The sequence below is a fragment of the Kribbella flavida DSM 17836 genome (genome assembly GCF_000024345.1).
Taxonomy (GTDB): Bacteria; Actinomycetota; Actinomycetes; order Propionibacteriales; family Kribbellaceae; genus Kribbella; species Kribbella flavida.
Genome location: NC_013729.1, coordinates 1,868,869 through 1,893,212, shown reverse-complemented (window position 1 = coordinate 1,893,212; position 24,344 = coordinate 1,868,869). Strand labels below are relative to the sequence as shown.

At 70.6% G+C, this 24,344-nt stretch carries 26 protein-coding genes; 8 read left to right on the top strand and 18 right to left on the bottom strand.

Annotated elements, in window-relative coordinates:
* Window positions 1-65: 65 nt before the first annotated feature.
* Together KFLA_RS08880 and fahA are read left to right on the top strand one after the other, a co-directional pair.
* Window positions 66-911, top strand: a complete 846-nt coding sequence (locus KFLA_RS08880; RefSeq protein ID WP_012919449.1) for a hypothetical protein — start codon at window positions 66-68, stop codon at window positions 909-911.
* An 87-nt stretch (window positions 912-998) separates the two neighbouring features.
* Window positions 999-2,204 carry a fumarylacetoacetase gene (fahA, locus tag KFLA_RS08875; protein ID WP_012919448.1) on the top strand — a complete coding sequence of 402 codons (1,206 nt, stop codon included), beginning with the start codon at window positions 999-1,001 and terminating at the stop codon, window positions 2,202-2,204.
* 80 nt (window positions 2,205-2,284) lie between these two features.
* Here fahA and KFLA_RS08870 read toward each other — a convergent pair whose 3' ends face one another.
* The 7 genes from KFLA_RS08870 to hppD form a co-directional block, all read right to left on the bottom strand.
* Complete coding sequence (locus tag KFLA_RS08870; protein ID WP_012919447.1) at window positions 2,285-2,710, bottom strand: hypothetical protein; 426 nt, start codon at window positions 2,708-2,710, stop codon at window positions 2,285-2,287.
* A gap of 96 nt (window positions 2,711-2,806) precedes the next feature.
* Window positions 2,807-4,039 carry a HAMP domain-containing sensor histidine kinase gene (locus KFLA_RS08865; protein ID WP_012919446.1) on the bottom strand — a complete coding sequence of 411 codons (1,233 nt, stop codon included), beginning with the start codon at window positions 4,037-4,039 and terminating at the stop codon, window positions 2,807-2,809.
* A gap of 28 nt (window positions 4,040-4,067) precedes the next feature.
* Window positions 4,068-4,766, bottom strand: a complete 699-nt coding sequence (gene cseB, locus KFLA_RS08860) for a two-component system response regulator CseB (protein ID WP_012919445.1) — start codon at window positions 4,764-4,766, stop codon at window positions 4,068-4,070.
* 6 nt (window positions 4,767-4,772) lie between these two features.
* A complete protein-coding gene (locus KFLA_RS08855) occupies window positions 4,773-5,411 on the bottom strand; it encodes a hypothetical protein (protein ID WP_237706758.1) in 639 nt (212 codons plus the stop codon).
* A gap of 152 nt (window positions 5,412-5,563) precedes the next feature.
* The gene (locus KFLA_RS08850) at window positions 5,564-6,961 is read right to left on the bottom strand and encodes an FAD-binding oxidoreductase (RefSeq protein ID WP_012919443.1); all 1,398 of its coding nucleotides are present in this window, start codon (window positions 6,959-6,961) and stop codon (window positions 5,564-5,566) included.
* Between the two features lie 73 nt (window positions 6,962-7,034).
* On the bottom strand, window positions 7,035-7,505 hold the full coding sequence (locus KFLA_RS08845) for a DUF2690 domain-containing protein (RefSeq protein ID WP_012919442.1): 471 nt from the start codon (window positions 7,503-7,505) through the stop codon (window positions 7,035-7,037).
* A 156-nt stretch (window positions 7,506-7,661) separates the two neighbouring features.
* Window positions 7,662-8,864 carry a 4-hydroxyphenylpyruvate dioxygenase gene (gene hppD, locus KFLA_RS08840; RefSeq protein WP_012919441.1) on the bottom strand — a complete coding sequence of 401 codons (1,203 nt, stop codon included), beginning with the start codon at window positions 8,862-8,864 and terminating at the stop codon, window positions 7,662-7,664.
* A gap of 150 nt (window positions 8,865-9,014) precedes the next feature.
* Here hppD and KFLA_RS08835 point away from each other — a divergent pair, with 150 nt between their 5' ends.
* Window positions 9,015-9,500: an Lrp/AsnC family transcriptional regulator gene (locus KFLA_RS08835; RefSeq protein ID WP_012919440.1), complete on the top strand. Its 486-nt coding sequence runs from the start codon at window positions 9,015-9,017 to the stop codon at window positions 9,498-9,500.
* 120 nt (window positions 9,501-9,620) lie between these two features.
* On the opposite strand, the gene KFLA_RS08830 is transcribed toward KFLA_RS08835, so the two are convergent.
* Window positions 9,621-10,265, bottom strand: coding sequence for an IclR family transcriptional regulator (locus tag KFLA_RS08830; protein WP_012919439.1), 645 nt, complete (start codon window positions 10,263-10,265; stop codon window positions 9,621-9,623).
* 55 nt (window positions 10,266-10,320) lie between these two features.
* Between KFLA_RS08830 and KFLA_RS08825 the strand changes: the two genes are divergently transcribed.
* Window positions 10,321-11,052, top strand: a complete 732-nt coding sequence (locus tag KFLA_RS08825) for a hypothetical protein (RefSeq protein WP_237706757.1) — start codon at window positions 10,321-10,323, stop codon at window positions 11,050-11,052.
* 171 nt (window positions 11,053-11,223) lie between these two features.
* Here the strand turns inward: KFLA_RS08825 and KFLA_RS08820 are convergent, their stop codons facing one another.
* Complete coding sequence (locus tag KFLA_RS08820; protein WP_041289214.1) at window positions 11,224-11,532, bottom strand: hypothetical protein; 309 nt, start codon at window positions 11,530-11,532, stop codon at window positions 11,224-11,226.
* Between the two features lie 141 nt (window positions 11,533-11,673).
* Between KFLA_RS08820 and KFLA_RS08815 the strand changes: the two genes are divergently transcribed.
* Complete coding sequence (locus tag KFLA_RS08815) at window positions 11,674-11,862, top strand: hypothetical protein (RefSeq protein ID WP_012919437.1); 189 nt, start codon at window positions 11,674-11,676, stop codon at window positions 11,860-11,862.
* 64 nt (window positions 11,863-11,926) lie between these two features.
* On the opposite strand, the gene KFLA_RS08810 is transcribed toward KFLA_RS08815, so the two are convergent.
* Complete coding sequence (locus KFLA_RS08810; protein WP_012919436.1) at window positions 11,927-12,652, bottom strand: SDR family oxidoreductase; 726 nt, start codon at window positions 12,650-12,652, stop codon at window positions 11,927-11,929.
* A gap of 246 nt (window positions 12,653-12,898) precedes the next feature.
* On the opposite strand from KFLA_RS08810, the gene KFLA_RS08805 reads away from it, so the two are divergent.
* Window positions 12,899-13,741 (top strand): helix-turn-helix transcriptional regulator, encoded by an 843-nt coding sequence (locus tag KFLA_RS08805; protein WP_012919435.1) that lies wholly within the window; start codon window positions 12,899-12,901, stop codon window positions 13,739-13,741.
* A gap of 317 nt (window positions 13,742-14,058) precedes the next feature.
* Here the strand turns inward: KFLA_RS08805 and KFLA_RS08800 are convergent, their stop codons facing one another.
* Entirely contained in the window at window positions 14,059-15,864 is a 1,806-nt protein-coding gene (locus KFLA_RS08800; protein ID WP_049797289.1) for a DEAD/DEAH box helicase, read from the bottom strand.
* A 51-nt stretch (window positions 15,865-15,915) separates the two neighbouring features.
* Entirely contained in the window at window positions 15,916-16,488 is a 573-nt protein-coding gene (locus KFLA_RS08795; RefSeq protein ID WP_012919433.1) for a Uma2 family endonuclease, read from the bottom strand.
* Window positions 16,489-16,617: 129 nt separating this feature from the next.
* Between KFLA_RS08795 and KFLA_RS08790 the strand changes: the two genes are divergently transcribed.
* The gene (locus KFLA_RS08790) at window positions 16,618-16,884 is read left to right on the top strand and encodes a DUF3039 domain-containing protein (protein WP_012919432.1); all 267 of its coding nucleotides are present in this window, start codon (window positions 16,618-16,620) and stop codon (window positions 16,882-16,884) included.
* A gap of 35 nt (window positions 16,885-16,919) precedes the next feature.
* Here KFLA_RS08790 and KFLA_RS08785 read toward each other — a convergent pair whose 3' ends face one another.
* Genes KFLA_RS08785 through KFLA_RS08775 form a run of 3 tightly spaced genes read right to left on the bottom strand, consistent with a single transcriptional unit; the run spans window position 16,920 to window position 19,295 of the window.
* Window positions 16,920-17,477, bottom strand: a complete 558-nt coding sequence (locus KFLA_RS08785; protein WP_012919431.1) for a YqgE/AlgH family protein — start codon at window positions 17,475-17,477, stop codon at window positions 16,920-16,922.
* On the bottom strand, window positions 17,474-17,860 hold the full coding sequence (locus KFLA_RS08780) for a VanZ family protein (protein WP_012919430.1): 387 nt from the start codon (window positions 17,858-17,860) through the stop codon (window positions 17,474-17,476). Before KFLA_RS08780 ends, KFLA_RS08785 begins: the two co-directional genes overlap by 4 nt.
* A 4-nt stretch (window positions 17,861-17,864) precedes the next feature.
* A complete protein-coding gene (locus tag KFLA_RS08775; protein WP_012919429.1) occupies window positions 17,865-19,295 on the bottom strand; it encodes an NAD-dependent malic enzyme in 1,431 nt (476 codons plus the stop codon).
* 128 nt (window positions 19,296-19,423) lie between these two features.
* Here KFLA_RS08775 and KFLA_RS08770 point away from each other — a divergent pair, with 128 nt between their 5' ends.
* Window positions 19,424-20,419: a LacI family DNA-binding transcriptional regulator gene (locus tag KFLA_RS08770; protein ID WP_012919428.1), complete on the top strand. Its 996-nt coding sequence runs from the start codon at window positions 19,424-19,426 to the stop codon at window positions 20,417-20,419.
* A 213-nt stretch (window positions 20,420-20,632) separates the two neighbouring features.
* Here the strand turns inward: KFLA_RS08770 and KFLA_RS08765 are convergent, their stop codons facing one another.
* The 3 genes from KFLA_RS08765 to KFLA_RS08755 are packed head-to-tail and all read right to left on the bottom strand — an operon-like array spanning window position 20,633 to window position 24,262.
* Complete coding sequence (locus KFLA_RS08765) at window positions 20,633-21,640, bottom strand: substrate-binding domain-containing protein (protein ID WP_012919427.1); 1,008 nt, start codon at window positions 21,638-21,640, stop codon at window positions 20,633-20,635.
* Window positions 21,641-21,656: 16 nt separating this feature from the next.
* A complete protein-coding gene (locus KFLA_RS08760) occupies window positions 21,657-22,694 on the bottom strand; it encodes an ABC transporter permease (RefSeq protein WP_012919426.1) in 1,038 nt (345 codons plus the stop codon).
* Window positions 22,691-24,262 (bottom strand): sugar ABC transporter ATP-binding protein, encoded by a 1,572-nt coding sequence (locus KFLA_RS08755; RefSeq protein ID WP_012919425.1) that lies wholly within the window; start codon window positions 24,260-24,262, stop codon window positions 22,691-22,693. Before KFLA_RS08755 ends, KFLA_RS08760 begins: the two co-directional genes overlap by 4 nt.
* Between the last annotated feature and the right edge of the window lie 82 nt (window positions 24,263-24,344).

Genomic DNA, 24,344 nt, shown 5'->3' with positions numbered 1-24,344 from the left:
ACTCCGTTGTACGTTTATCGAACGCTTGTGTCCGCTTACCGAAAGCATCCGTTAGGCTTCGGGGCATGTCAACCGTCCCAGCCCTGTTCCGGCACCTGGTCGACGACGCCGCGACGTTCCCGCCCGGGAACCTCCCGCTGCCCGAGGCGTTGGCCGCGCACCGCGCCCACCGCAGCGCGCCGTACGCCGAACTGGTCGGCCCGTTCGTCTGCACCGACGAAGACCTGATGAAGGTCGCCGCCGGGGCCGCCGCGACCGGCGGACCGCTGGAGGTCGCCGTGGTGATCACCGGCGGCGCCGGCGGCATCGCGCCGGCCGTCCGGTACGGCGACCGCTCGGCCGACGTCACCGTGACCGCGGTCGAGGTCCGGCTGCGCGCCGAGGACGACCTGTCCCGCAACGCGCTCCGGGTGGTCCGGGCCTGCGACGACTGCCTCGACGAGGAGAACGCGTTCGTCGAGGTCGGCCTGGACGGCGGGTGGCAGCGGGCGCTCGACGTGATCGCCGACGCCGGCTACTCGGCCAAGCTGCGCACCGGCGGACTCGATGCCGCCCTCTTCCCGTCGGCCGGCCAGATCGCCGCGTTCATCACCGCGTGCCTGGACCGCGAGGTCGCGTTCAAATGCACCGCCGGTCTGCACAACGCGGTCCGGCACACCGCCTCGGACACCGGCTTCGAGCACCACGGCTTCCTCAACGTGCTGCTCGCCACCCGGGCCTCGCTCGACGGCGCCGAGGTGGACGAGGTGACCGCCGTGCTGGAGGATCGCGACGGCGAGGCGCTCGCCGCCCGGGCCCGCGAGCTCACCGAGCAGCAGGTGGCCGGCACGCGCAAGTGGTTCACCTCGTTCGGCTCGTGCAGCATCGAGGAGCCGCGGCAGGACCTGGCCGCGCTCGGCCTGCTGAGCTGACCACCGCTGTACCTAGCCGACAGCAGGCCACCCCTGGCCGGCTGATCGCCGCTGACGACCGCTCGACCGACTTCGCCGGGAGGCCCTGTGACCTGGATCGACATCCCCGACAACTCGCCGTTCGGGCCGGACAACCTGCCGCTCGGCGTGTTCCGGCTCGGCGACGAGGAGCCGCGGATCGGCGCCGCGATCGGCGACCACCTGATCGATCTGGCCCCGGTCGCCTCCGCGCAGATGCTGGACGGCTCCCAGCTGTTCGCGCAGCCGACGCTGAACGCCTTCCTCGCGCTCGGCCGCCCCGCCTGGCGCGCGACCCGCGAGTGGCTGCTCGAACTGGTCCGCAACACCGCCGAGCGCGACGCGGTCGAACCGCACCTGATCCCCCGCTCGGCCGTCACCCTGCAACTGCCGTTCGAGGTCGCCGACTACGTCGACTTCTACGCCTCCGAGACGCACGCGACCAACCTCGGCCGGCTGTTCCGCCCGGACTCCGAACCGCTGCTGCCGAACTGGAAGCACCTGCCCGTCGGCTACCACGGCCGGGCCGGCACGGTCGTTGCCAGTGGCACCGAGATCGTGCGGCCGAGCGGCCAGCGCAAACCGCCCGGCGCCGACGTCCCGGCGTACGGGCCGTCGGCGCGGCTGGACATCGAGGTCGAGCTCGGCTTCGTCGTCGGTACGCCGTCCACGCTCGGCCGCCCGGTCCCTGTCGACGCGTTCGAAGAGCACGTGTACGGCGTGGTGCTGGTGAACGACTGGTCCGCCCGCGACCTGCAGGCCTGGGAGTACGTGCCGCTCGGGCCGTTCCTGGGCAAGTCCTTCGCCACCTCGATCTCGCCGTGGGTGGTGTCGCTGGAGGCGCTCAAGGACTCCGTGGTGCCGCTGGGGCCGCAGGACCCGCCCGTCCTGCCGTACCTGGCCGGCTCCGAGCTGGTGAACCACGACATCACCTTCGAGGTCCGCTGGAACGGCCAGCTGGTCAGCAGCCCGCCGTACAAGGGCATGTACTGGTCCCCGGCGCAGATGCTCGCCCACCTGTCGGTCAACGGAGCCTCGGTGCGGACCGGCGACCTGTTCGCGTCCGGCACGGTCAGCGGGCCGGAGAAGGACCAGCGCGGATCGTTCATCGAGCTGACCTGGGGTGGTCGCGAGCCGGTCGTCGTGAACGGCGAGCAACGAACCTTCCTGCAGGACGGTGACGAGGTCTCCATCACCGGCTGGGCCACCACGTCCGACGGTCGCCGGATCGGCCTCGGCGAGGTCACCGGCCGGATCGCCCCGACCGCGGGCTGAGCCGACCCACCGAATCAGCACAGCAGCGACGGCACCTCCCGCCCCCGGAAGGTGACCGCCGCTGCTGTGGCTTCAGGGCGTCACTTGACGATGGTGATGCTGACTGCCGAGCTGGCGGCCTTGCTGGTGACGACGCGGAACTTGTTCACGCCGACGCGGCCGCTCTGCACCCAGACCGAGTAGGTCGCCTTGCTGGTCACCTTGGTGGTGGCCGGGAAGGTGACCCACTTGCCGTTCTCCAGCCGCTGCACCTGGACCTTGGTGCTCGCCGCGATGCCGGTGGTCTTGCCGGTGAAGGAGACCTTGCTCCACGCCTTCGCGGTGGCCCGGTCGGCCTTGATGCTGATGGTCGGCGCGGCGGCGACCGTGGCGGCGGCCTGGACGGCCTGCACCGACGACGGTGCGGCGGAGGCCTGCAGCGAGCCGAGAGCGGCGGCGCTGCCGGCCAGCGCGAGCCCTGCGACGACGGCGGCGGAACGGCGGACGAACTGAGAACGGATGCGCATGATGGTGTGGTTTCCCCTCGTACGTAACGGATTCCGGTGAACCCGACGTGAGAGGAGACGCCGCCCCGCCGGCAGAAGTTGGATCAAGATTCCGTCTCAGGGCGTCGCCGGCAGCACGAGCCGGGCCAGCGCCCCACCGCCCGGCGCGGCGCCGAAGGTCAGCTCGGCACCGAGCACCTTGGCGTGCCCGACCGCGATGGTGAGCCCGAGTCCGTGGCCGGCCCCGCGCTCGGCCATCCCGGACCGGAACCGGCGCGGGCCCTCGGCAATCAATTCCTCCGGGTAGCCGGGACCGTGGTCGACCACCTCGATCGTGCGCCCGTGCACGGTGACCTCGATCGGTGGCCGGCCGTGCCGCAGCCCGTTGACGATCAGGTTGGCCAGGATCCGCTCCACCCGGCGGGAGTCGGTCGACACCGTCTGCTCCGGGCCCTCCTGCCGGACGACCACGCTGTCCGGCTCGAGCGACTGCTGCATGCGCAACCGGCCGACCGCCGACCCGACGAACGCGGCCAGACCGACGTGCTCCAGGTCGGCCTGCTCGACGCCCGAGTCGAACCGGGCGATCTCCAGCAGGTCCTCGACCAGACCGCGCAGGACCTTGGCCCGGTCCCGGACCAGCTCGCTCGGCCGGCTCGGCGGCAGCAGCTCGGCCGCGGTGAGCAGACCCGTGACCGGGGTCCGCAGGTCGTGCGCGACGTCGGCGGTGAACCTGCGCTCCGCCTCCAGCTGGGCGCGCAACGAGCTGGCCATCGTGTCCAGCGCCTCCGCCAGCGCCTGGACCTCGTCGTTGCCCTTGCCAACGGCTTCGGCGGCGGACGCGTCGAGCTCACCACCGGCGATCCGGCGCGCCGTCCCGGCGACGGCCACGATGCGGCGCGACAGGCTGCCGGCCGCCACCACGCTGACCAGGGCGACCAGTCCGACCGTGCCCACGCCGCCCAGGATCAGCGCCCGGCGCAGCTCGTTCATCGACGCGTCGTTGGTGTCGTAGTTCTGCACGATCGACAGGATCCGGCCGCCCTTGACGCCGGCCGCGGCCCACATCTTCGCGTCCGGCGAACCGGTCTTGAAGGTGGCCCGCTTGCCTTGCCGGACCGCGTCCCGCAGCTGCGGCGGCAAGGCGGGGTCGTCCAGCCGGGAGTCGAGCACCGTGACGTCGTCACGGTTGTAGGCGTCCGCGGCGAGCTGGATCCGCTCGTCGGCGAAACTGCGCGTCCGGTCCAGCCGGGACGACTCGGCTTGGGTGTAGACCGCCACGCACAGCACCAGAATCGCGAACGAGGAAACCAGGACGAAGATCAGACCGAGCTTGCTGCGGAGTCCCACAGGTGTCTTCCGGGCGGCGGCTGCGGGGCTAGGCCCGGAGCTTGTACCCGAACCCGCGCACGGTCTCGATCCGGTCGGCGCCGATCTTGGTCCGCAGCCGCTGCAGGTGCACGTCGACCAGTCGGCCGTCGCCGCCCCACTCGTAGTCCCAGACCCGCTGCAGCAGCGTCGACCGGCTGAGCACCACACCGGGGTTGTTCGCGAACTCGATCAGCAGCTTGAGCTCGGTGGGGGTGAGCTGCACGGTGCTGCCGCCACGCCGGACCTCCAGCGCCTCCCGGTCCAGCTCGAGGTCGCCGAACGACTCGACCCCGGCGCCGGACGTCGGCGCGGGCCGCTCCGGGTCCGACACCGCGCGCCGCATCACCGCGCGCAACCGGGCCACCAGCACCTGGGTGTCGAAGGGCTTGGTCACGTAGTCGTCGGCGCCGGCCTCGAGCCCGAGGACGACGTCCAGCGCGTCTCCGCGGGCCGACACCATCACGATCGGGACCAGGCTGGTCTCCCGGATCCGCCGGCACACCGAGATGCCGTCCAGACCGGGCAGCATCACGTCGAGCATCACCGCGTCGGGATGGACCTTCTCGAACGTCTCGATGGCCTCGAGCCCGTCCTCGGCCGTGGTGACGTCGTACCCGTGGCGCTCGAGGGTCAACTGGGTTGCCTCACGGATCACCGCGTCGTCCTCGACCATCAGGATGCGCGCTGCCGGTTCTTCCGGTACCACCGAAGTTCAGTCTCCCTTTTGGTCCTGCGAGCTCACCTTGATCATCTGACGACCATTCCAACGGTAGACATCGACCCGGGTTACAGATGGGCAGCAAGTGGCGTCGTCCGCAGCGAAGACCCCTGACTCGACAACGAGATCGCCCTGCTGGCTGGCCTTGATCTTCAACTGCTCGGCCCGCAAACTCCAAACCGGCCGGGGTCCGGTGGTTTCGAGCGCGATCAGCACGGCGCCGTAGATGAACTTGTCGATGGTGTGGATGTACACCACGAGCTGTGGCCGGTCGGAGTCCAGCACGTTCACGGTGGCACCACGGGTCATGCAGCGCTCGGCGACGTCGCACTTGGCCAGGATGGTACGGAAGTACGCTTCCAGCCCGGGGTCGGCGAGCAGCTTCTGCCGGACCTGGGCCAGGCTCACGGTGACGGCCGGCGGCGTGCGCTGGTCCTTGTTGTCCAGGACACGAGGGGTCTGGCTGGCCGGAGCGGGCGAGCTCGAGCCCGACGGCCCGGAGCCCTCGACTCGCAGGCCGCCGCCGTTGGCGCAGCCGGCGACACCCAGCAGGGCGACCAGTGCCAGCGCAGCCGGCAGCAGTCGCCTAGCACGCATGGATGGCCTCCTGGTACGCCTCAGCCGCGCGCCCACCGGTGTGCCTCGTCGGGCGCCTGACAAGAATCCCCCGTGAAATCAGACAAGTACCTTCCATGGTGCGGCCCCCACGTCACAGCCGGCGGCCACACTCGTCGTATGACCTCGGCAGTTCCGTAACGGTTCCGTCTCAGAAGCTGCAACAACTCTCACCTCACCGTGTCGGCGCCCTCCAGAGCCACCACCTTGCCCGGGTTGAGCAGGTTGTCCGGGTCCAGCGCGGCCTTGATCGCCCGGTGCACCGCGACGGCCACCGGCCCGATCTCCTCGATCAGCCACGCCCGCTTCAGCACGCCGATGCCGTGCTCCCCGGTGATCGTGCCGCCGAGCGCCAGCCCGGCTTCCATGATCTGGTCGAACGCCGCCTGGGCCCGGCGGGCCTGCTCGGCGTCGAGCGCGTCGAACACAACGGTCGGATGCATGTTGCCGTCGCCGGCGTGACCGAGCACGCCGACGGTGATGTCCAGGTCGGCGGCGATCTTCTCGACCGCGCCGATGAAGTCGGCCAGCCGGGACCGCGGGACGCAGACGTCGTCGATCATCGTCGTGCCCAGCTGCTCGAGCGCGACCAGGGCGGCCCGGCGGGCCTCCAGCAGGAGGTCGCCTTCGGCCTCGTCGTCGGCCTCGATGCACTCGATCGCGCCGTGGTCGCGGCAGAGCTTGGCCACCGTCGCGATGTCGGCCGCACCCGCCTCGCCGCCGGCGTCGGACTGCGCGATCAGCATCGCGGCCGCCTCGGTCGGCAGGTCCATCCGCTTGTAGGCGTTCACCGCGGCGATCGTGGTCCGGTCCATGATCTCCAGCAGGCTGAGCGAGACCCCGGACCGGATGATCTCGACGATCGCCTCGCCGGCCGCCACGCCGGAGCCGAACAGCGCCGCCATCGTCCGCGGCCGGGCCGTCTGCGGGCGCAACGCCAGCGTCGCCTCGGTGATGATGCCCAGCGTGCCCTCGCTGCCGACCATCAACTTGGTCAGGTCGTAGCCCGCGACCCCCTTGACCGTCCGCCGGCCGGTCCGCAGCACCTCGCCGCTGGCGAGCACCACTTCGAGGCCGAGCACGTAGTCCGTGGTCACGCCGTACTTCACGCAGCACAGACCGCCCGAGTTGGTCGACAGGTTGCCGCCGATCGAGCAGAACTCCCAGCTGGACGGGTCCGGCGGGTAGAACAGGCCCTGCTCGGCGACGGCGCGCGACAGTACGGCGTTGTACACGCCGGGCTGCGTCACGACGTACCGGTCGATCGGCTCGATCTGGAGGATCCGGTCCATCTTCTCCAGCGAGATCACCACGCAGCCGTCCAGCGCGTTGGCCGCGCCGGACAGGCCGGACCGCGCGCCCTGCGGAACCACGGGCACGCCGAACTCGGCAGCGGCTCGCACCGCCGCCTGCACGTGGGCGGTCTCCCGCGCCAGCACGACAGCCACCGGCTCGCCGGCCGGGCAGAACATGGCCCGGTCGTACCGGTAGCTCTGCATCCGGTCGTGGTCGGTGACCAGCGCTTCCGGGGGCAGGACCTGACGTAGCCGCTCGACGACCTCACTCATACTGCGTGAGCCTAATCGCGTCGCCGGACAATGGCAGCTGGTCGGCGTGCGGTGGTGTCGGTCTGCCCACGGGTCAGCGCGTGCGGGCCGTCCTGTTCTCGGAGATCTTCTGGTAGCCGCCGCCGTAGTTGTGGAACTCGCGGGCGATCGCGACGAACGTCGTACTGGTGTCCAGCGACCGCACCTTCGGCGTCCGGCAGGTGCGTTGCCCGGTCTGCACGGCCCCGGTGCCGCCGCTGCTGTCGCAGGACAGGACGCGGCCGTTGTTGGACCCGCCGTACTGCACCAGGTAGGCGCTGGTGAGCGCGTACCTCGGCAGCCGCGCGTCCATCGTCACCTCGGCCCAGTACTGCGAGCAGTTGTCCTTGACCAGCCGCACGTCACCCCAGCCGGGTGGCTTGTTGTCGCGGTAGACCTGCGCTGACGAGATGGTGCGTGCACCCGGGCAGTAGGCGAGTTCGTCCGCCTGTGCTGGTGTGGCCAGGGCGATCGCGCCCACTGCGGCCAGGCCCGCGGTGCTGAGCAGAATGCCCAGTGTCTTCATCGGAAACCCTTCCTGAGTGCACGCCCCGACGCGCACTCATTGCGCAGCGTACGCCAACCGCCCCTGACCCGACAGTCAATCCGTTCATCGGACGAGAAACTGTCGGTGTCAGGGGCGGTACGCAGCGTCATGCCGGCAGGGGGCCCAGGGACCGGCTCAGAGGTTGCCGCGGCGCTCCTGCTCGCGCTCGATGGCCTCGAACAGCGCCTTGAAGTTGCCCTTGCCGAAGCCGAGCGAGCCGTGCCGCTCGATCAGCTCGTAGAACACCGTCGGCCGGTCGCCGATCGGCGCGGTGAAGATCTGCAGCAGGTAGCCGTCCTCGTCCCGGTCGACCAGGATGCCGCGCGCCTGCAGCTCCTCGATCGGCGCCCGGACGTTGCCGATCCGGGCCCGCAGCTCCGGGTCCTCGTAGTACGAGTCGGGCGTGTTGAGGAACTCCACGCCGTTGGCGCGCATGATGTCGACGGTACGCAGGATGTCGTTGGTGGCCAGCGCGATGTGCTGGGCGCCGGCGCCGTCGTAGAACTCCAGGAACTCGTCGATCTGCGACTTCTTCTTCGCGATCGCCGGCTCGTTCAGCGGAAACTTGACCCGGTGGTTGCCGTTGGCGACCACCTTGCTCATCAGCGCCGAGTAGTCGGTGGCGATGTCGTCGCCGATGAACTCCGCCATGTTCACGAAGCCCATCACCTTGTTGTAGAACCCGACCCACTCGTCCATCTTGCCCAGCTCGACGTTGCCGACGACGTGGTCGACCGCCTGGAACAGCCGCTTCGGGTGTCCCTCCGGCCGGGTGACCGCGGTCGTGGCGGCGACGAAGCCGGGCAGGTACGGGCCGTCGTACCGGCTGCGGTCGATCAGCGTGTGCCGGGTGTCGCCGTACGCCGCGATCGCGGCCCGGCGGACGGTGCCGTGCTCGTCCGACACGTCGTTCGGCTCCTCCAGCACGGTGGCACCCATCGCGCGGGCGTGCTTGACGCACTTGTCCACGTCCGGGACCTCCAGCGCGAGGTCCACCACGCCGTCGCCGTGCTTGCGGTGGTGATCGAGCAGCGGGCTGTCGGGGCGGACCCCGCCGCTGATGACGAACCGGGCCGAGCCGGCCTTCAGCACGAAGTACTTGGCGTCCTTGCTGCCCGTCTCCGGACCGGCGTACGCGACCAGGTCCATGCCGAAGGCGAGCTGGTAGAACTTCGCCGTCTGGGTGGCGTTGCCGACCACGAAGACGACGGCGTCCATCGCGGTGACCGGGAACGGGTCCGTGCTCTCGTCGTACGGCACCAGGCCGACGAGCTGCTTGAGCTGGTCGAGGTCCAGATCGGCGTCGAGCTCGGCGGGGGTGAGGTCGGTGCTGGTCATCGCGGTCCTCCCGGTCGGTGGCTAGCTTGTCTGAACCTTCGCCGGTGCGGACAGGTTGCGCAACAGTTTCTGGTTTGGCTGGTCAGCTTGTGCAGTATTCTCAGGCTTCTGTTGGACTATTTGGTCAGCCTGACCACTCGGGAGGATGTCATGTCGGTGGATGCCCTGGACGCCCGGATCCTGGACCTGTTCGCGGCCGAGCCGCGGGTCGGGGTGCTGGAGGCGTCGCGCCGGCTCGGCGTCGCCCGCGGCACCGTCCAGGCCCGGCTGGACCGGCTGCAGCGCGACGGTGTCGTGCGCGGCTGGGGGCCGGACGTCGACACCGGCGCGATCGGCTACCCGGTGACCGCGTTCGCGACGCTGCAGATCGAGCAGGGTTCGGGGCACACGGTGGTCGCGGCGGCGCTGGCGGCGATCCCGGAGGTGCTCGAGGTGCACACGATCACCGGCGCCGAGGACCTCTGGTGCCGGATCGTGGCCCGCTCCAACGCCGACCTGCAGCGGGTGATCGACCAGGTCGTCATCGTCCGCGGCATCCAGCGCGCCTCCACGGTGATCGCGCTGGCCGAGCAGATCCCGCACCGCGTCCTGCCGCTCCTGCACGCCGCAACTTCGCGGACGTCCACCACTCAGTAATCTCGCCGGCCGGCCACCGTCCAGGCGTGGCGTCCCGACCATCCACGGGGTTGGACAGTGCTGCAAGTTCGGCAGGCAAGGCGATCGGACCGATCCGGGGACGGAAGGTGGCCGGATTCGTCAGGCGAGGCGTTTGGCGACCTCGACGGCGGCGCGGGCCACCCGCGGGCCGACGAAGTCGCGATCGAGCTTGCCGAGCACCACGACGCCGATCGACGCCTCGACCCCGGGCACGCCGAGCACCGGCGACGACACGCCCTGCGCGCCCGCCTGCAACTCCCCGGCGGTGATCACGAACGGCCGCCCGGCCGGATCCGGCTTCCGGCGGCCCGCCAGGATCGCCTTGCCGGCCGCGCCCTGGTCGAGCGCGTGCCGCGAGCCCATCCGGTACGACACGTGGAAGTCGGTCCAGCTCGGCTCGATCACCGCGATTGCGAGCGCTTCGTCCCCGTCGGCCACCGTGAGGTGCGCCGTCGCGCCGGTGTCCTCCGCCAGCGAACGCAGTACGGGCAGGGCGGCGTCACGCAGCGTCGGCTGGACCCGCCGGCTGTAGTGCAGCACCGCCAGCCCAAGCCGCGCCCGGCCCTCGCTGTCGCGACGGACCAGCCGGTGCAGCTCGAGCGTGTTCACCAACCGGTAGACCACGGTCCGGCTGACGCCGAGCGACGCGGCCAGCTCCGTGATCGACAATCCGTCCGGGGCGTCCGCCAGCAGTTCGAGGACGGTCAGTCCCCGATCGAGCGTCTGGGACGTCTCTGCCGGCACAGCCGAAGCGTATCCGCTTTTCGGGCGCGGACCGATGGCGCCGTATCTTGCTGCCGTGCGAAATTACTGGGCACTGCTTCCCGCGATCGCCGTCTCGGTCGTGCTGATCCTGCTGTACGCGGTTCCGACGCTGATCAACCCGCAGTGGACGACGAACGTGCTCGGGCTGTTCAAGCAGCACCCGGAGGACACCGAGCGCGCCGACCTGCGGCTGTCCGAACGCCGGGTCCGGTCCCGCCGGATGCTGGCCGGACTGCTGGTCGCGGTGGCGCTCGCCCTGGTCGGGTTCAACATCTCCCTCAACCGCGAGGCGAACGGCTGCTACCAGGCCGCCAAGGCGTGGGGCGCGACCGACGACCACGACCGGGTCGACGACCCGTGCGTGAACATGATCTACGGCACTTTCATCGGCGACGGCGAGGGCGAGCTCACCGCTTCCGACCCGCAGCCGGTGCCGGCGTACCAGCTGGTCCGGGACAAGCGGCCGAAGTACCTGAACTGGATCCAGAACCGGCCGTCGTACGACAAGGCGGACCTGCTGATCGGCCTCGGCGTCGACTGCGCCTCGGACCTGCGGGTGGTGCAGGGCAAGGACAAGATCACCGTGGCCGTCGACGACTCGGCGCCGTGCCCGCCGCCGGACTCGATCTCGCTGACCTCGATCAAGCTGACCGAGCCGCTCGGCGACCGGCCGATCGTCACCGTCGGCGGCAAACCGATGCGGGAGATCACCGCCGACATGGACTCCTGGCCGACCGTGCTGAAGAAGCTGGTCACCGGCGGCTGACCGCGGTCGGTCCGGTTGCTGCCTGATCCGGCGCGTCGGCCCGGCCAGGTGCGATCGGCGGGGGGCGGTGAACAAGAACGCGCTGGGACCGGAGCGGTCAGCGCAGGGCGCGGGTCTCGGAGTCGTACTCGCGGAACGGGCGGTTGCGGGCCAGCAGCACCAGCAAGCCGATCACGCAGACGCAGGCGCCGCTGACCAGGGCGATTGTCGGCGTGGTCGGTCGGCCGTCGTTCCCGCCACGAAGTCGCCGAGCCACGGTCCGCTCGCGACCACCACGATGAACACGCCCTGCCACCGCCCGCGCAGCTCGTCCGGCACCGCCGACTGCAGCAGCCCGACGGTCCCCACGCCGCCGAAGAACGCGCCCGCGACCGCCGGGAACACCGCGCGCGGCTGGGCGAACACCATCGCGAGGATGTCGGCCAGGAACGTCGCCGGCAGCGACGGCGCCGTCCGCAGGAAGGCGAACCCTTCCAGCACCGACTCCCTCAGCGGGCGGATGTCGGTGAGCAGGCGGGCGCCACCGCAACTGATGTCAGGAGCAAACCACCCGGACGCCTGGGCACAACTTCACTTCCGGCGACCGGGCACCGGAGCCGGCCGCGGTGCGTCACTGTGGGTATGACGAACCAGCCGCAGGCCCCGACCCTGACTTGCCCGCTGTGCTCCTGCCCGCAATTTCAGCAGGAGGAGGCGCGGACCGACTCCAAGTGGGGGTTCACCTCGCACGAGATGACCCTGATGGTGTGCGTGAACTGCCGGTACGTGCTGCACTTCTACGACCGGAACTCGATCTTCGACTTCGACTGACCGGCCCGGTGAGCCGCGTGGCCCACCGGGCCGGGCTCACAGGGCAGGGCTCACCGGGCCGGACTCACCAGGGCAGACGGCCGTCCTCGGCGTGCAGCTCGCCGGTGGGGCCGTCGGCGGGCAGCGTGGCCAGCCGGACGGCGACCGCGGCGCCCTGCGCCGGCGTCCGCGGGGCGTCCCAGCCGCCCATCTCGGTGGCGCAGTTGCCGGGATCGGCCGCGTTGACCAAGATGCCGTCGGCGCTCAGCTCGGTGGCGAGCATGACGGTCAGCATGTTCACGGCGACCTTCGACGCGTTGTAGCCGGCGGTCAGGATCGTCGACATCGGCGAGGCGGGATCGCCGACCCGGGTCAGCGAGGCGAGCTCGCTGGACAGGTTGACGATCCTGGCAGCCGGCGCGGCCTTGAGCAGCGGCAGCATCGCCTGGATGACCGCGGCCACCGCGACCACGTTCACCTCGAAGCTCCGCCGCAGCGCCTCGACCGGCACCACGCCGACCGCCGCGTCCCCGTCGGCGATCACCGCGGCGTTGTTCACCAGCACGTCCAGCCGGCCGAACTCCTGCCCGATCCACTCCGCCGCCGCCTGGATGCTCTCCTGGTCCGTCACCTCCAGCTGCACCGCGACCGCGTCGATGCCCTCAGCAACCAGCTCCTTCGCCGTCGCCTGCCCCCGCCCGAGGTCACGTGCCCCGACCACAACCTGGTGCCCGCTCTGGCCCAGCTGCCGAGCGATCTCCCTGCCGATACCCCTGGTAGCGCCCGTGACGAGCGCGATCTTCTTGGTCATACCTCTACCTTCGAGGGGTTCCAGCACCCCAGGCAGAGCGAGCCGATCCAAGGACCGGGAGTCCCTGGCACGTCGGTCGCGCACGCGAAGTACGCCGTACCCATCACGTGGGCCCCCGCTGGGCTTGCGCACCCGCCCCACCCCCAAGCACGCGTGCTCCCCAGCGGGCGCCCCTGGCGAGGCGGGGGTGCAGCCAGGGACCGGGCGTCCCTGGATGGGGTTTCGCGGTCCTGCAATCCTGGGACCGTGGACAGGGAACAGCTGGCGGACTTCCTCCGCATCCGCCGCGAGCGCCTCCGCCCTTCCGACGTGGGGCTGCCGGCCGGCCTACGCCGTCGTACGCCGGGCCTGCGCCGCGAGGAGGTCGCCGCGCTGGCGACCATGTCGACCGACTACTACACCCGCCTGGAGCAGGGCCGCGGCCCGCGCCCCTCCCGCCCAGTGCTCACCGGCCTGGCCCGCGCCCTACGCCTCTCCACCGCCGAACGCGACCATCTCTTCCGCCTGGCCGGCGAACAACCCGCCCCGCCCCCGGGCCCACCCGCCCACGTCCGCACCGGCGTACTGCGCATGCTCACCCGCCTCGACGTGCCCGGCCTGGTCCTCGACGCGAAGTACGACGTCCTGGCCTGGAACCCGCTCGCGGCCGCCCTGCTCACCGACTTCTCCGCCGTCCCCAGCCGCGAACGCAACCTGCTCCGCCTCCGCTTCCTCACCGGCACCAACCAGCGCGAACTCTTCGGCGAACAGGCAACCAAGGACTTCGCCCGCCAGGTCGCCGCCGACCTGCGCGCGGCCACCAGCAAGTACCCCGACGACCCGTCCATCGCCGCCCTCGTCACCGATCTGACCACCGGCAGCGAGGAGTTCGCCCAGATCTGGTCCCTGCACGAGGTCGCCACCCAGGAAACCCTCTGCCAGACCATCCACCACCCCGTCGTCGGCCGCATCGACGTGGTCTGCGAAATCCTCCTCATCCCCGAACGCGACCAACGCGTAGTCCTCTACACCGCCGACCCCGGCTCCCCCTCAGACCAGTCCCTCCGCCTCTTGGAAGTCGTCGGCACCCAGTCCCTGGCACCATCCTGACCACTCGCGCGGCGGCACATCCGAACGGCAAACCCGACAGGCCCGCCCTCGGTCTCTGCAGATCCACATTCAGGACGAGGCACCGCCGGAGTCCACTGCGACTTTGAGCCCGTACCAGGCATTCTCGCTCGCGCAGAACGACCGAACGGTGCCCAAAGTCGGGGTGCCGCCACGACACCCCGCTGGACTACTTCGTGCACGCCCCGGTCGGCACGGCGTACCTCAGGCGCGGAGTCAGCAGGCGTGCCGCAGAGACCGGCCGACTGCGCACATGGCTCGCCGGACCGCGGCTGGACCGAGCCCAGCGTGGGCTGGGGTCAGGCTCGGCGTTGGGTGGCCCAGTCCCGGATCAGTTCTATCCGTTCGCGGAGTTGGGTGGAGGAGGCGTGGGCGGCGGCGGGGCCGCCTAGTTTGCGGCGGAGGTCGTTGTGGATGACGCCGTGGGGCTGGCCGGTGCGGTGGTGCCAGGCGGCGACCAGGCCGTTGAGCTCGCGGCGGAGCAGGGCTACCTGCTCGTGGGTGGCCAGCTCGGTCGGGGTGGCGTCGGCGGTTGGGTCGGGCTCGGTGCCACGTTGGGAGCGTTTCTGCTGGGCGACCGACTTCGCTTGGCGTTTGCGGAGCAGCTCGCGGACCTGGTCGGGCTCCAGCAGGCCGGGCAGGCCGAGGAAGTCGAGCTCCTCGTCGGAGGCCAGGTCGCCGCCGGTGCCGTAGTCGCCGCCGTCGAAAACGACGCGGTCGAAGCTCGCGTCCGAGCCGAGGGCTTCGAACTTCGCCTCCAGGTCGTCACTGGCCGCCTCGGTCTGGTTCGCCTGCTTGATCAGGTCGTCCTCGAGGGCGAAGATGTCGCCGTCTTCCACGCTGTTCTTGCGGCCGAGCACGTGGTCGCGCTCGACCTCCATCTCGGCGGCGAAGCTCAGCAGCCGGGTCACCGACGGCACGAACACCGACGCCGTCTCGCCGCGCTTGCGGGCCCGGACGAACCGGCCGACCGCCTGGGCGAAGAACAGCGGCGTCGAGGTCGGCGTCGCGTACACGCCGACCGCCAGCCGCGGCACGTCGACGCCCTCGCTGACCATTCGGACCGCGACCATCCAGCGGCTGTCGTCGGCGGAGAACTTGGCGATCTTCTTGCTCGCCGCCTTCTCGTCCGACAGCACCACGGTCGGCGCCTCGCCGGTCAGCTCGCGCAGCGTTTTCGCGTACGCACGGGCCGTGTTCTGGTCGCCGGAGATGACCAGGCCACCCGCGTCCGGCATGTGCCGGCGCACCTCGGTGAGCCGCTTGTCGGCGGCCGCGAGCACCGCGGGCATCCACTCGCCGGTCGGGTCCAGGGCGGTCCGCAGCGCCTGCGCGGTGAGGTCCTTGGTCAGCGGTTCGCCCAGCCGTGCGGCGACCTCGTCGCCGGCCTTCGTCCGCCAGCGCATCTCGCCGGAGTACGACATGAAGATCACCGGGCGGACGACGTGGTCCCGCAGCGCGTGACCGTAGCCGTAGGTGTAGTCCGCCTTGCTGCGGGCGACGCCGTCGTGACCGTGCTCGTAGGTGACGAAAGGGATCGGGTTGTCGTCGCTGCGGAACGGCGTCCCGGTCAGCGCGAGCCGGCGGGTGGCCGGCTCGAACGCCTCCTTGACCCCGTCGCCCCAGCTGAGCGCGTCACCGCCGTGGTGCACCTCGTCGAGGATCACCAGCGTGCGAAAGCGCTCGGTGCGGACCCGGAAGGCCAGCGGGTTCACCGCGACGCCGGCGTAGGTCACCGCGACGCCCTGGAAGTCCTTGTTGGTCCGGCCCTTGCCGCCGGCGAAGGCCGGGTCGATCGCGATTCCGGCCCGGTCGGCCGCCTCGGCCCACTGGACCTTCAGGTGCTCGGTCGGCGTCACCACGGTGATCCGGTCGATCACCCGCCGCTGCAGCAGCTCGGAGGCCACGGTCAGCGCGAACGTCGTCTTGCCGGCACCCGGCGTCGCGACCGCCAGGAAGTCCTTCGGTTGCTTGTCCAGGTACAGCTGCAGTGCCTCCGCCTGCCAGGCGCGCAGCTTGCTGGCGGTCCCCCAGGCTGCCCGGTCCGGGTAGGCCGGAGGAAGCACGGCTGGTGTCGCTGGCACGTGCGAATCCACGGACGGCATACTCCCCCGATAGTCGACTGTCGGCCGTGCAGGAACGTTACCCGAGAACGCTCAGCCAATCAGATCGGCGGGCACCACCTCGACGTCGTACGGCGCCCGCAGCCGCGCCGGCTCGTCGCCGGAGACCTTCGCGACCTGGGCATATGCCCCGTCCTGCATCTCCCAGACGATCAAGCTCGGCGTGTCGGGGTCGACGATCCAGAACGACGCGCAGCCGGCCGCCTCGTACCGGGAGAACTTGAGCAAGGTGTCGATCCGCCGGGTGCTCGGCGACAACACCTCGACGGCCAGCAGTGGTGCCTTCGGCAGGTCGCGCTCGGTGAAGTCGTCCCGCCGGGCGACGAGGAGGTCAGGCTGCAGGACGGTGTCGTCCGAGATGGCGACGTCGAACGGCGCAGTGAGCACGCGAAGCTCAGGTGGGCAGACTTGCATGAGTCGGTAGAGCAGGTTGCCCACCGCGATCTGGTGCCGGTACGACGGCGCCGGGGTCATGAGCAAGGCTCCGTCGATGAGTTCGTACCGGTGCCCGTCATCCGGCATCCGGTCCAGATCGTCCCTGGTCAGTGGACGGCTCGGCGCCCAGGGCACTGGCCGGTCGTCCCCGATGGATTCCACGAGTGTCATAGTGCCTCCTTGATGTGGTCACACCAAGAACATGCCGTGATCTGCCCGGTTCCCCGGCGTTGTCCACAGGGCAGTTCACTGTGGAGAACGTGCGACGGCCGGTGGGCCGGGCGTCCTACACTCGGGGGCATGAGTACTCAGTTGACCCCCGGCGCCGAGACGGTCGTCGACGAGCGCACGCAGACGCTGGACAACGGCGACCACGAGCGGTTCTCGCACTACGTGCCGAAGGACAAGCTGACCGAGGCGATGGTGATGGGGACGCCGGTGGTCGCGCTGTGCGGCAAGGTCTGGGTGCCGAGCCGGGACCCGCAGAAGTTCCCGGTCTGCCCGGAGTGCAAGGAGATCTGGGAGTCGCTCAACCCCGGCGAGGGGGACGGCAACGACGACGAGTGACCGGCGACCGGGCGGCCTCGAGCGGGCGGCCCGGGTCAGTTCTGGGTGGGGTCGTCCGGGTAGGTGGCCAGGAACGCCATCTGGTCGTTCTGGCGGCGTAGCACCCGCCGCCAGAGGCCTTCGGGCCGCAGGCCGAAGACGTCGTCCGGCTCCGACGGTACGACGTACCAGGCGCCCTCGGTGATCTCGCCCTCGAGCTGACCGCCGGACCAGCCGGCGTACCCGGCGAAGATCCGCATCCGCTGGATGGCGCCCTCGAGCAGCGCGGGCGGCACGTCGAGGTCGATCAGCCCGATCCGGCCGAAGCACTCGCGCCAGCCGGGCGGGTCGGCGGACTCGATCACCTCGGCGACGGCCAGCGCGCTGTCGGTGCCGACCGGGCCGCCCATGAACAGCACGCCCGGCTCATTGACGGTGGTGGACCAGTCCGGCAGGACCCGGTCGACCTCCAGGTCGGCGGCGCGGTTCACCACCACGCCGAGCGCGCCGTCGTCGTCGTGGTCCAGCAGCAGGATCACCGAACGCCGGAAGGGCGGCTCGTCGAGCAGCGGGGTCGCCACGAGCAACGAGCCGGTCAGGGTCGAGGCCGTCATGGTTCCATCATGTCGTGCCGCACCACCTTCGTGCTGCGGACGGCGCGGATGCCGAGCCAGGTGCCGGCCGCCACGCCGAGCAGATCGGCCAGTGCGTCGAACGGGTCGCCGCTGCGCTGTGGCAGCAGGTAGTGCTGGATGAACTCGCTGCCGATCGCGTTCAGCACGAGTGCGGCCAGCAACCACCGGGCCGGTACGCCGACCCGCAGCCCGAGGTAGGCGACCGCCGCGAAGATCAAGAAGTGCCCGACCTTGTCGGCGTACGGCAGGCCCGTGTCGGGGCCGGCCTGGCGCGGCGCGTACAGGCCGTAGAGCTGGAGCAGGCAGGCCAGCACGAAGCCGACCCGCCACGCCCGGACCGCGAAACCCGCTGGAACCGTCACCTGGTCAGAGCGACGGCGCGTCGTCCGGGAACACCTCGGCGGCCGGCGCCTTGCCCCCGGCCGCGTCCCGGACGGCGTGCGCAACCATCGTGTGCACCTCCGGGTGGAAGACGCTCGGCACGATGTAGCTCGCGTTCAGCTCGTCGTCGGTGACCACGCCGGCCAGCGCCTTCGCGGCGGCCAGCTCCATGTCGAGCGACACCTTCGACGACTGCGCGTCGAGCAGGCCGCGGAAGACGCCCGGGAAGACCAGCACGTTGTTGATCTGGTTCGGGAAGTCGCTGCGGCCGGTGGCGACGACCGCCGCGTGCTCGCCGGCCGCGGCCGGGTCGACCTCCGGGTCGGGGTTGGCGAGCGCGAACACGATCGCGTTGTCGTTCATGGTGGCGATGTCGTCGCCGTTCAGGATGTTCGGCGCCGACACCCCGATGAACACGTCGGCCCCGGCCAGCGCGCCCTTGAGGTCGCCGCTGTACCGCGCCGCGTTCGTGTTCTCGGCGATCCAGCGCAGCTCCGGCGACAGGCCGTCGCGGTCCACGTGGATGACGCCGGCGATGTCGGCGACGATGGTGTCCTTGACCCCGGCCGCGATCAGCAGCTTCAGGATCGCCGTACCGGCGGCGCCCGCTCCGGACAGCACGACGCGGACGTTGCTGATGTCCTTGCCGACCACGCGCAGCGCGTTGTAGAGCGCGGCGGTGACCACGACCGCCGTACCGTGCTGGTCGTCGTGGAAGACCGGGATGTCGAGCTGCTCGCGCAGCTTGGCCTCGATCTCGAAGCAGCGCGGCGCGGAGATGTCCTCCAGGTTGATGCCCGCGAAGCCCGGCGCGATCGCCTTCACGATGCTGACGATCTCGTCCGGGTCCTGGGTGTCCAGGCACAGCGGCCAGGCGTCGATGCCGGCGAACCGCTTGAACAGCGCGGCCTTGCCCTCCATCACCGGCAGCGCGGCCTTCGGGCCGATGTTGCCCAGGCCGAGCACCGCCGAGCCGTCGGTGACCACCGCGACGCTGTTGCGCTTGATGGTCAGCCGGCGCGCGTCGTCGGGGTTCTCCGCGATCGCCAGGCAGACCCGGGCCACGCCCGGGGTGTAGATCATCGACAGGTCGTCACGGTTGCGGATCGGGTGCTTGGCCTCCATCGAGATCTTGCCGCCGAGGTGCATCAGGAAGGTCCGGTCCGACACCCGGCCGATCTCGACGCCGGGCACCGCACGCATCGCCTCGACCAGCCGGCCGGCGTGCGCGGTGTCGGCGGCCGCGCAGGTCACGTCGATCCGCAGCCGTTCGTGGCCGGAGGCGGTCACGTCGAGCGCGGTCACCAGGCCACCGGCCTGCTCGACGGCGGTCGTCAGCTTGCTCACCGTCGAACCGCCCGCGGGCACCTCGAGGCGAACGGTGATGGAGTAGGAAACGCTCGGCAAGGCAGTCACGCTCGCGATCTTCTCATGGCGTCGCGGTCCGCCGCCGGTTCCGTACGTTGCGTCCACCCGGCACCGGCCGGGAACGACTGGGTAATCCTTTACTCGGCCGCTAGAGTCGGGCCAGCGGAGGGAGGACGATGGCCACCATCAGCGATGTCGCGGCGCTCGCCGGCGTCTCCACGGCGACCGTCTCGCGGGCCCTGAACGGCAAGGCCACGGTCGATCCCGGCCTGGCCGCCCGGGTCCGGAAGGCGGCCGGCGAGCTCGGCTACCAGCCCAACGGACCGGCCCGGAACCTGCGCCGTCAGGAGGCCGCGGTGGTCGCGCTGATCATCTCCGACGTGGAGAACCCGTTCTTCACCGCGATCGCGCGCGGGGTCGAGGACGTCGCGCACGAGGTCGGCTACTCGGTCGTGCTGTGCAACTCCGACGAGAGCGCCGGCAAGGAGAGCCGCTACATCGACATCGCGATCCAGGAACGGGTCGCCGGGGTGATCCTGTCCCCCACCGGTACGACGTCGTCGGTGCAGAAGCTGGTCGCCCGCGGCACGGCCTTCGTCGCCGTCGACCGGCCCCTGCCGCAGCAGGACAGCGACGTCGTCCTGGTCGACACCCGGCTGGCGGCGCGGCAGGCGACCGAGCACCTGATCGCTCAGGGGTACGACCGGATCGGGTGTCTGACCGGGCCGGCGGGAGTTCGTACTGCCGACGATCGGCTGGCGGGGTATCGGGACGCGCTGAAGGCGGGCAAGCGGAAGAGCTCGACGAAGCTGGTACGGCGTACGGAGTACAAGGCGGCGGGGGCGCACCGGGCGGCGCTGGAACTGATGAACACCGACGAGCCGCCGGATGCGTTGCTGGTCGCGAACAGCGCGATGGCGGTCGGTGTGCTGCAGGCGCTGCGGGAGCTGGGGACGAGGCCGGGGCGCGACGTCGGGATCGTGGCGTTCGACGACGCGCCGTGGGCGGAGCTGGTGGATCCGCCGCTGTCGGTGGTGGCGCAGCCGGCGTACGAGATCGGGACGGTGGCCGCTCGGTTGCTGCTGGCAAGGATCACCGACGGAAGCCGGCCGTCGACCACGACCACGCTCGGCGCCCGGTTGATCGAGCGGGAGAGCTCGCACCGGCACTGAGCTGCCTGGCGAGGCAGGCAGCTCAGCTGACCGTCGGCCGATGGCTGGGCACGCGAGCAAGCTCGCAACTGTGGCGAGGGAGGTCCGCTGCCCGCAGATTGCTTTCAGCTGTGGTTGGCGAAGCGCGCTTCGCTCCCGCGAGCTTGCTCGCGTGCTCGGGGGCAGGTGGCGAGCAAGCTCGGCCAGGCTCGCCAGGCAGTCGCTGGATCCCCGTCAGCCCGTCGGGTTCTCCTGGGCGTAGATCTGGGCGGCGTTCGTCTTGTCGATCAGGCGGGTGGGCAGGGTCTGGGTCTTTTCGATCGTGCCGCAGTCGACCAGGAGCTTCTTCGCTGCCGCGATCGCCTCCTTGCCGTTGGTCGGGTAGGTGAAGGTCGCGGTCAGCCGGCCCTGCTCGACCGCCTTGATGCCGCCGGACGGGATCGGCAGCGCGTCGATGCCGATGAACTTCATCTCCTTCTCCCGGCCGACCGCCTTCGCCGCCAGGTACGCGCCCTCGGCCATCGGGTCGTTGTGCGCGTACACCACGTCGATCTTCGGGTTCGCCTTGAGCAGCGCGTCCATCTGCGCCTGGCCCTTCTCCCGCAGCCAGTCGCCGCTCGCGGTGGCGACCACCTTGACCTTCGGGTTGGCCTTGATGCCGGTCGCGAAGCCCTGGTTGCGTTCGGCCTGCGGAGTGGCGCCGGCCAGGCCCTTGATCTCCACGACGTTGCCGCCGTTCGGCAGCACCTTCTCGGCGACGTACTTGCCCGCCTCGGTGCCGATCTGCACGTTGTCGCCGCCGATGAAGCCGGTGTAGGCGTCACCCTCGACCTTGCGGTCCAGCACCAGCACCGGGATGCCCTGGTCGTAGGCCTTCTTCACCACCGCGGTCAGCGGCTTGGCCTCGTTCGGGCTGATGATCAGCAGGTCGATCTGCTGGGTGATGTAGTTCTCCACGTCGGCGACCTGCTTGGCGTTGTCCTGCGCGGCGTCGGCGAACTTCACCTCGAACTGCGGCACCTCGGCGGCCGCCGCTTTGATGTCGTCGTCCATCCGCTGCCGGTAGGGCTCGGCCACGTTCGCCTGGCTCATCCCGATCACGTACTTGCCGTCGGCCCCCTTGCACTGCTTGGAGTTCTGCGCCTGCGGCTCGTCCGAGGTACGCTCACTGGTGGTACCGCAGCCCGCGAGGACCAGGGCGGCGACGGCCGTGGCGGCCAGGGACATCGTGTGCTTGTTCATCAGGGGTGGACCTTCCTCACGAGGCGGGCCGGAGCCGTTGCAGCGCGGCCGCCGCGACGATCACCAGACCCTTGATCAGCAGCTGGATGTTGGAGTCGATGTTGTTCAGGGCAAGAATGTTGTTCAGTACGCCGAGCAGCAGCGCGCCGGCCACCGTGCCGGCCACCGAGCCGCGGCCGCCGGCCAGGCTGGTGCCGCCGATCACCACCGCGGCGATCGCGTCGAGCTCGTAGCCGATGCCGTCGTTCGGGCTGCCCTGGTTCAGCTGGACCGCGTGCACGATGCCGGCCAGCGCGGCCAGCAGTCCGCAGATCGCGAAGACCGCGATCTTCACCCGGACCACCGGGACGCCGGACAGCCGCGCGGCCTTCTCGTTGCCGCCGACGGCGTACAGGTGCCGGGAGAAGGCGCTGATCCGCAGGAACACCACGGCCGCGATCGCCACCACGGCGAAGATCAGCACCGGGATCGGCACCAGGCCGCCGAAGGTCCGTTCACCCAGCAGAGCGAACGACGACGGCGCCTCGTTCGGCCCGTCGCCGTACGCGATCGCCACGCCCTGCCCGTCGGACCAGATCCGGGCCAGGCCGCGGGCTATCTGCAACCCGGCGAGCGTGACGATGAACGACTGGATCCCGATCATCGCGGTCGCCATGCCCTGCAGCGCGCCGAAGACCAGCCCGATCGCCAGCACCAGCAGCACCGACGGCACGAAACCCCAGTCGCTCTCCACCATCAGCACGGCCGAGCCGACCGCGGCCAGCCCGAGCACCGCGCCGACCGACAGGTCGATGCCGCCGATCAGGATCACGAACGTCATGCCGACCGCGATGATGCCGATCTCGGAGACGGCCCGGACCACGTTGGCCAGGTTGTCCGCGCTGAGGAACAGGATCTCGCCGTTGCGCCTGGGCGAGAAGATGATCGCGGCGACGAACACGGCGAGCAGCCCGAAGACGCTCTGGAACCGGAACAGCGTCGCCACCACGCCGCCGCCGAATGCCTTCTCGACCGGCGTCGCGGCCACCGCCGGCTTGTCTTGTACGTCGGTCACAACGCCCCTCCGACCTCGTCGAACACGATCTCGTCCTTGAACTCCGCCCGGTCGCCCATCGCGGCCGCCAGCAGGTCGCTCTCCCCGGCCTCCGCGGTCCGGTACGACGCGACGTCGCGCCCGTCCCGCAGAACGACCACCCGGTCGCACACCCCCGTGAGCTCCGGCAGCTCCGACGACGCCAGCAGCACACCGAGGCCCTGGCCGGCCAGCTCGCCGAGCAGCCGGTAGATCTCCGCCTTCGCGCCGATGTCGACACCGCGGGTCGGCTCGTCCAGCAGCAGCAGCTTCGGCTCGGTCAGCAGCATCCGGCCGAACACGACCTTCTGCTGGTTGCCGCCCGACAGCGTGCCGACGTCGTCCTGCAGCCGGCCGAACTTCAGCCGCAGCCGGTCGGCCATCCGCACCGATGCGGCCCGTTCCATCCGCCGCGCGATCACCCCGAGCCGCCCGTACGCCGGCAGGCTGGACACCACCGTGTTGGCCAGGATCGAGTGGAACAGCACCAGCCCGGACACCCGCCGGTCCTCCGGCACGAAACCGATGCCCTGCGCCAGCGCGTGCCGCGGACTGCGCGGCCGGATCTCCTGTCCCTGCAGCAGGATCCGGCCCGATCGCGCGCCGGCCGGCGCCACGCCGTACAGGGTCTCCAGCAGTTCGGTCCGGCCCGCGCCGAGCAGGCCGCACAGCCCGACGATCTCACCGGACCGCACGGTCAGCGAGATGCCGTCGGGGTCGCGGCGGCCGGGGCGTGGGCGGCGCGGCTTCACGATCAGGTTCTCGACCTGGAGCAGCTCGTCGCCGGTGGGTGCGTCCGGTGTGCTGAACATGGTCTGCACCGGGCGGCCGACCATCGCCTCGACGACCTCGGCGGTGCTCAGCTCGCGCGGGTCGAAGCTGGTGACCACCTGGCCGTTGCGCAGCACGGTCGCCCGGTCGGCGACCCGGGCGATCTCCTCCATCCGGTGGCTGATGTAGACGATGCCGACGCCGGCCCGGCGCAGTTCGCGGATCACGGCGAAGAGGCGTTCGACCTCGGAGGTGGTGAGCGCCGAGGTGGGCTCGTCCATGATCAGCACCCGGGCGTCGAGCGAGATCGCCTTGGCGATGGTGACCAGTTGCTGCTCGCCGACCCGCAGCTCGCCGACCGGGCGGCGCGGATCCAGCCGTACGCCGCTGCGCTCGAGCAGGGCGCGGGCCTCCCGGTCCATCCGGCGGCGGTCGGCCGCGCGCCAGCGGGTCCGCAGCTCGCGGCCGAGAAAGATGTTGTCGGCGACCGACAGCGCGGGCACCAGGTCGAGCTCCTGGTGGATCATCGCGATCCCGGCCGCCTGCGCGTCGGTCGGTCCCCCGAAGGTCACCGGCTCGCCGTCGATCTCGATCCGCCCGTCGTACCCGCCGACGTCGCCGGACAGGATCTTCATCAGCGTGCTCTTGCCGGCGCCGTTCTCACCCAGCAGCGCGTGCACCTCGCCGGCGCCGAGGGTGAAGTCGACCTCCCGGCAGGCCTGGACGCCGCCGTACCGCTTGCCGATCCCGGACATCCGGACCAGGGCGGGCTCGGCCATGACACCTCCGCGATCAGGTGAGTAATCGATTTTCCGGACGCTAGACCTGAGCTCCGCGACGCGTCAACCCCTCACCACCCGG

What these genes read in the sequence shown, in the direction of transcription:
- KFLA_RS08880 (WP_012919449.1), top strand. Translation starts at nt 66, where the DNA reads ATGTCAACCGTCCCAGCCCTGTTCCGGCACCTGGTCGACGACGCCGCG.
- KFLA_RS08770 (WP_012919428.1), top strand. Translation starts at nt 19,424, where the DNA reads ATGGCCACCATCAGCGATGTCGCGGCGCTCGCCGGCGTCTCCACGGCG.
- KFLA_RS08835 (WP_012919440.1), top strand. Translation starts at nt 9,015, where the DNA reads ATGTCGGTGGATGCCCTGGACGCCCGGATCCTGGACCTGTTCGCGGCC.
- KFLA_RS08765 (WP_012919427.1), bottom strand. Translation starts at nt 21,640, where the DNA reads ATGAACAAGCACACGATGTCCCTGGCCGCCACGGCCGTCGCCGCCCTG.
- KFLA_RS08815 (WP_012919437.1), top strand. Translation starts at nt 11,674, where the DNA reads ATGACGAACCAGCCGCAGGCCCCGACCCTGACTTGCCCGCTGTGCTCC.
- KFLA_RS08755 (WP_012919425.1), bottom strand. Translation starts at nt 24,262, where the DNA reads ATGGCCGAGCCCGCCCTGGTCCGGATGTCCGGGATCGGCAAGCGGTAC.
- KFLA_RS08870 (WP_012919447.1), bottom strand. Translation starts at nt 2,710, where the DNA reads ATGCGCATCCGTTCTCAGTTCGTCCGCCGTTCCGCCGCCGTCGTCGCA.
- KFLA_RS08790 (WP_012919432.1), top strand. Translation starts at nt 16,618, where the DNA reads ATGAGTACTCAGTTGACCCCCGGCGCCGAGACGGTCGTCGACGAGCGC.
- KFLA_RS08810 (WP_012919436.1), bottom strand. Translation starts at nt 12,652, where the DNA reads ATGACCAAGAAGATCGCGCTCGTCACGGGCGCTACCAGGGGTATCGGC.
- KFLA_RS08795 (WP_012919433.1), bottom strand. Translation starts at nt 16,488, where the DNA reads ATGACACTCGTGGAATCCATCGGGGACGACCGGCCAGTGCCCTGGGCG.
- KFLA_RS08850 (WP_012919443.1), bottom strand. Translation starts at nt 6,961, where the DNA reads ATGAGTGAGGTCGTCGAGCGGCTACGTCAGGTCCTGCCCCCGGAAGCG.
- KFLA_RS08800 (WP_049797289.1), bottom strand. Translation starts at nt 15,864, where the DNA reads ATGCCGTCCGTGGATTCGCACGTGCCAGCGACACCAGCCGTGCTTCCT.
- hppD (WP_012919441.1), bottom strand. Translation starts at nt 8,864, where the DNA reads ATGACCAGCACCGACCTCACCCCCGCCGAGCTCGACGCCGATCTGGAC.
- KFLA_RS08785 (WP_012919431.1), bottom strand. Translation starts at nt 17,477, where the DNA reads ATGACGGCCTCGACCCTGACCGGCTCGTTGCTCGTGGCGACCCCGCTG.
- KFLA_RS08845 (WP_012919442.1), bottom strand. Translation starts at nt 7,505, where the DNA reads ATGAAGACACTGGGCATTCTGCTCAGCACCGCGGGCCTGGCCGCAGTG.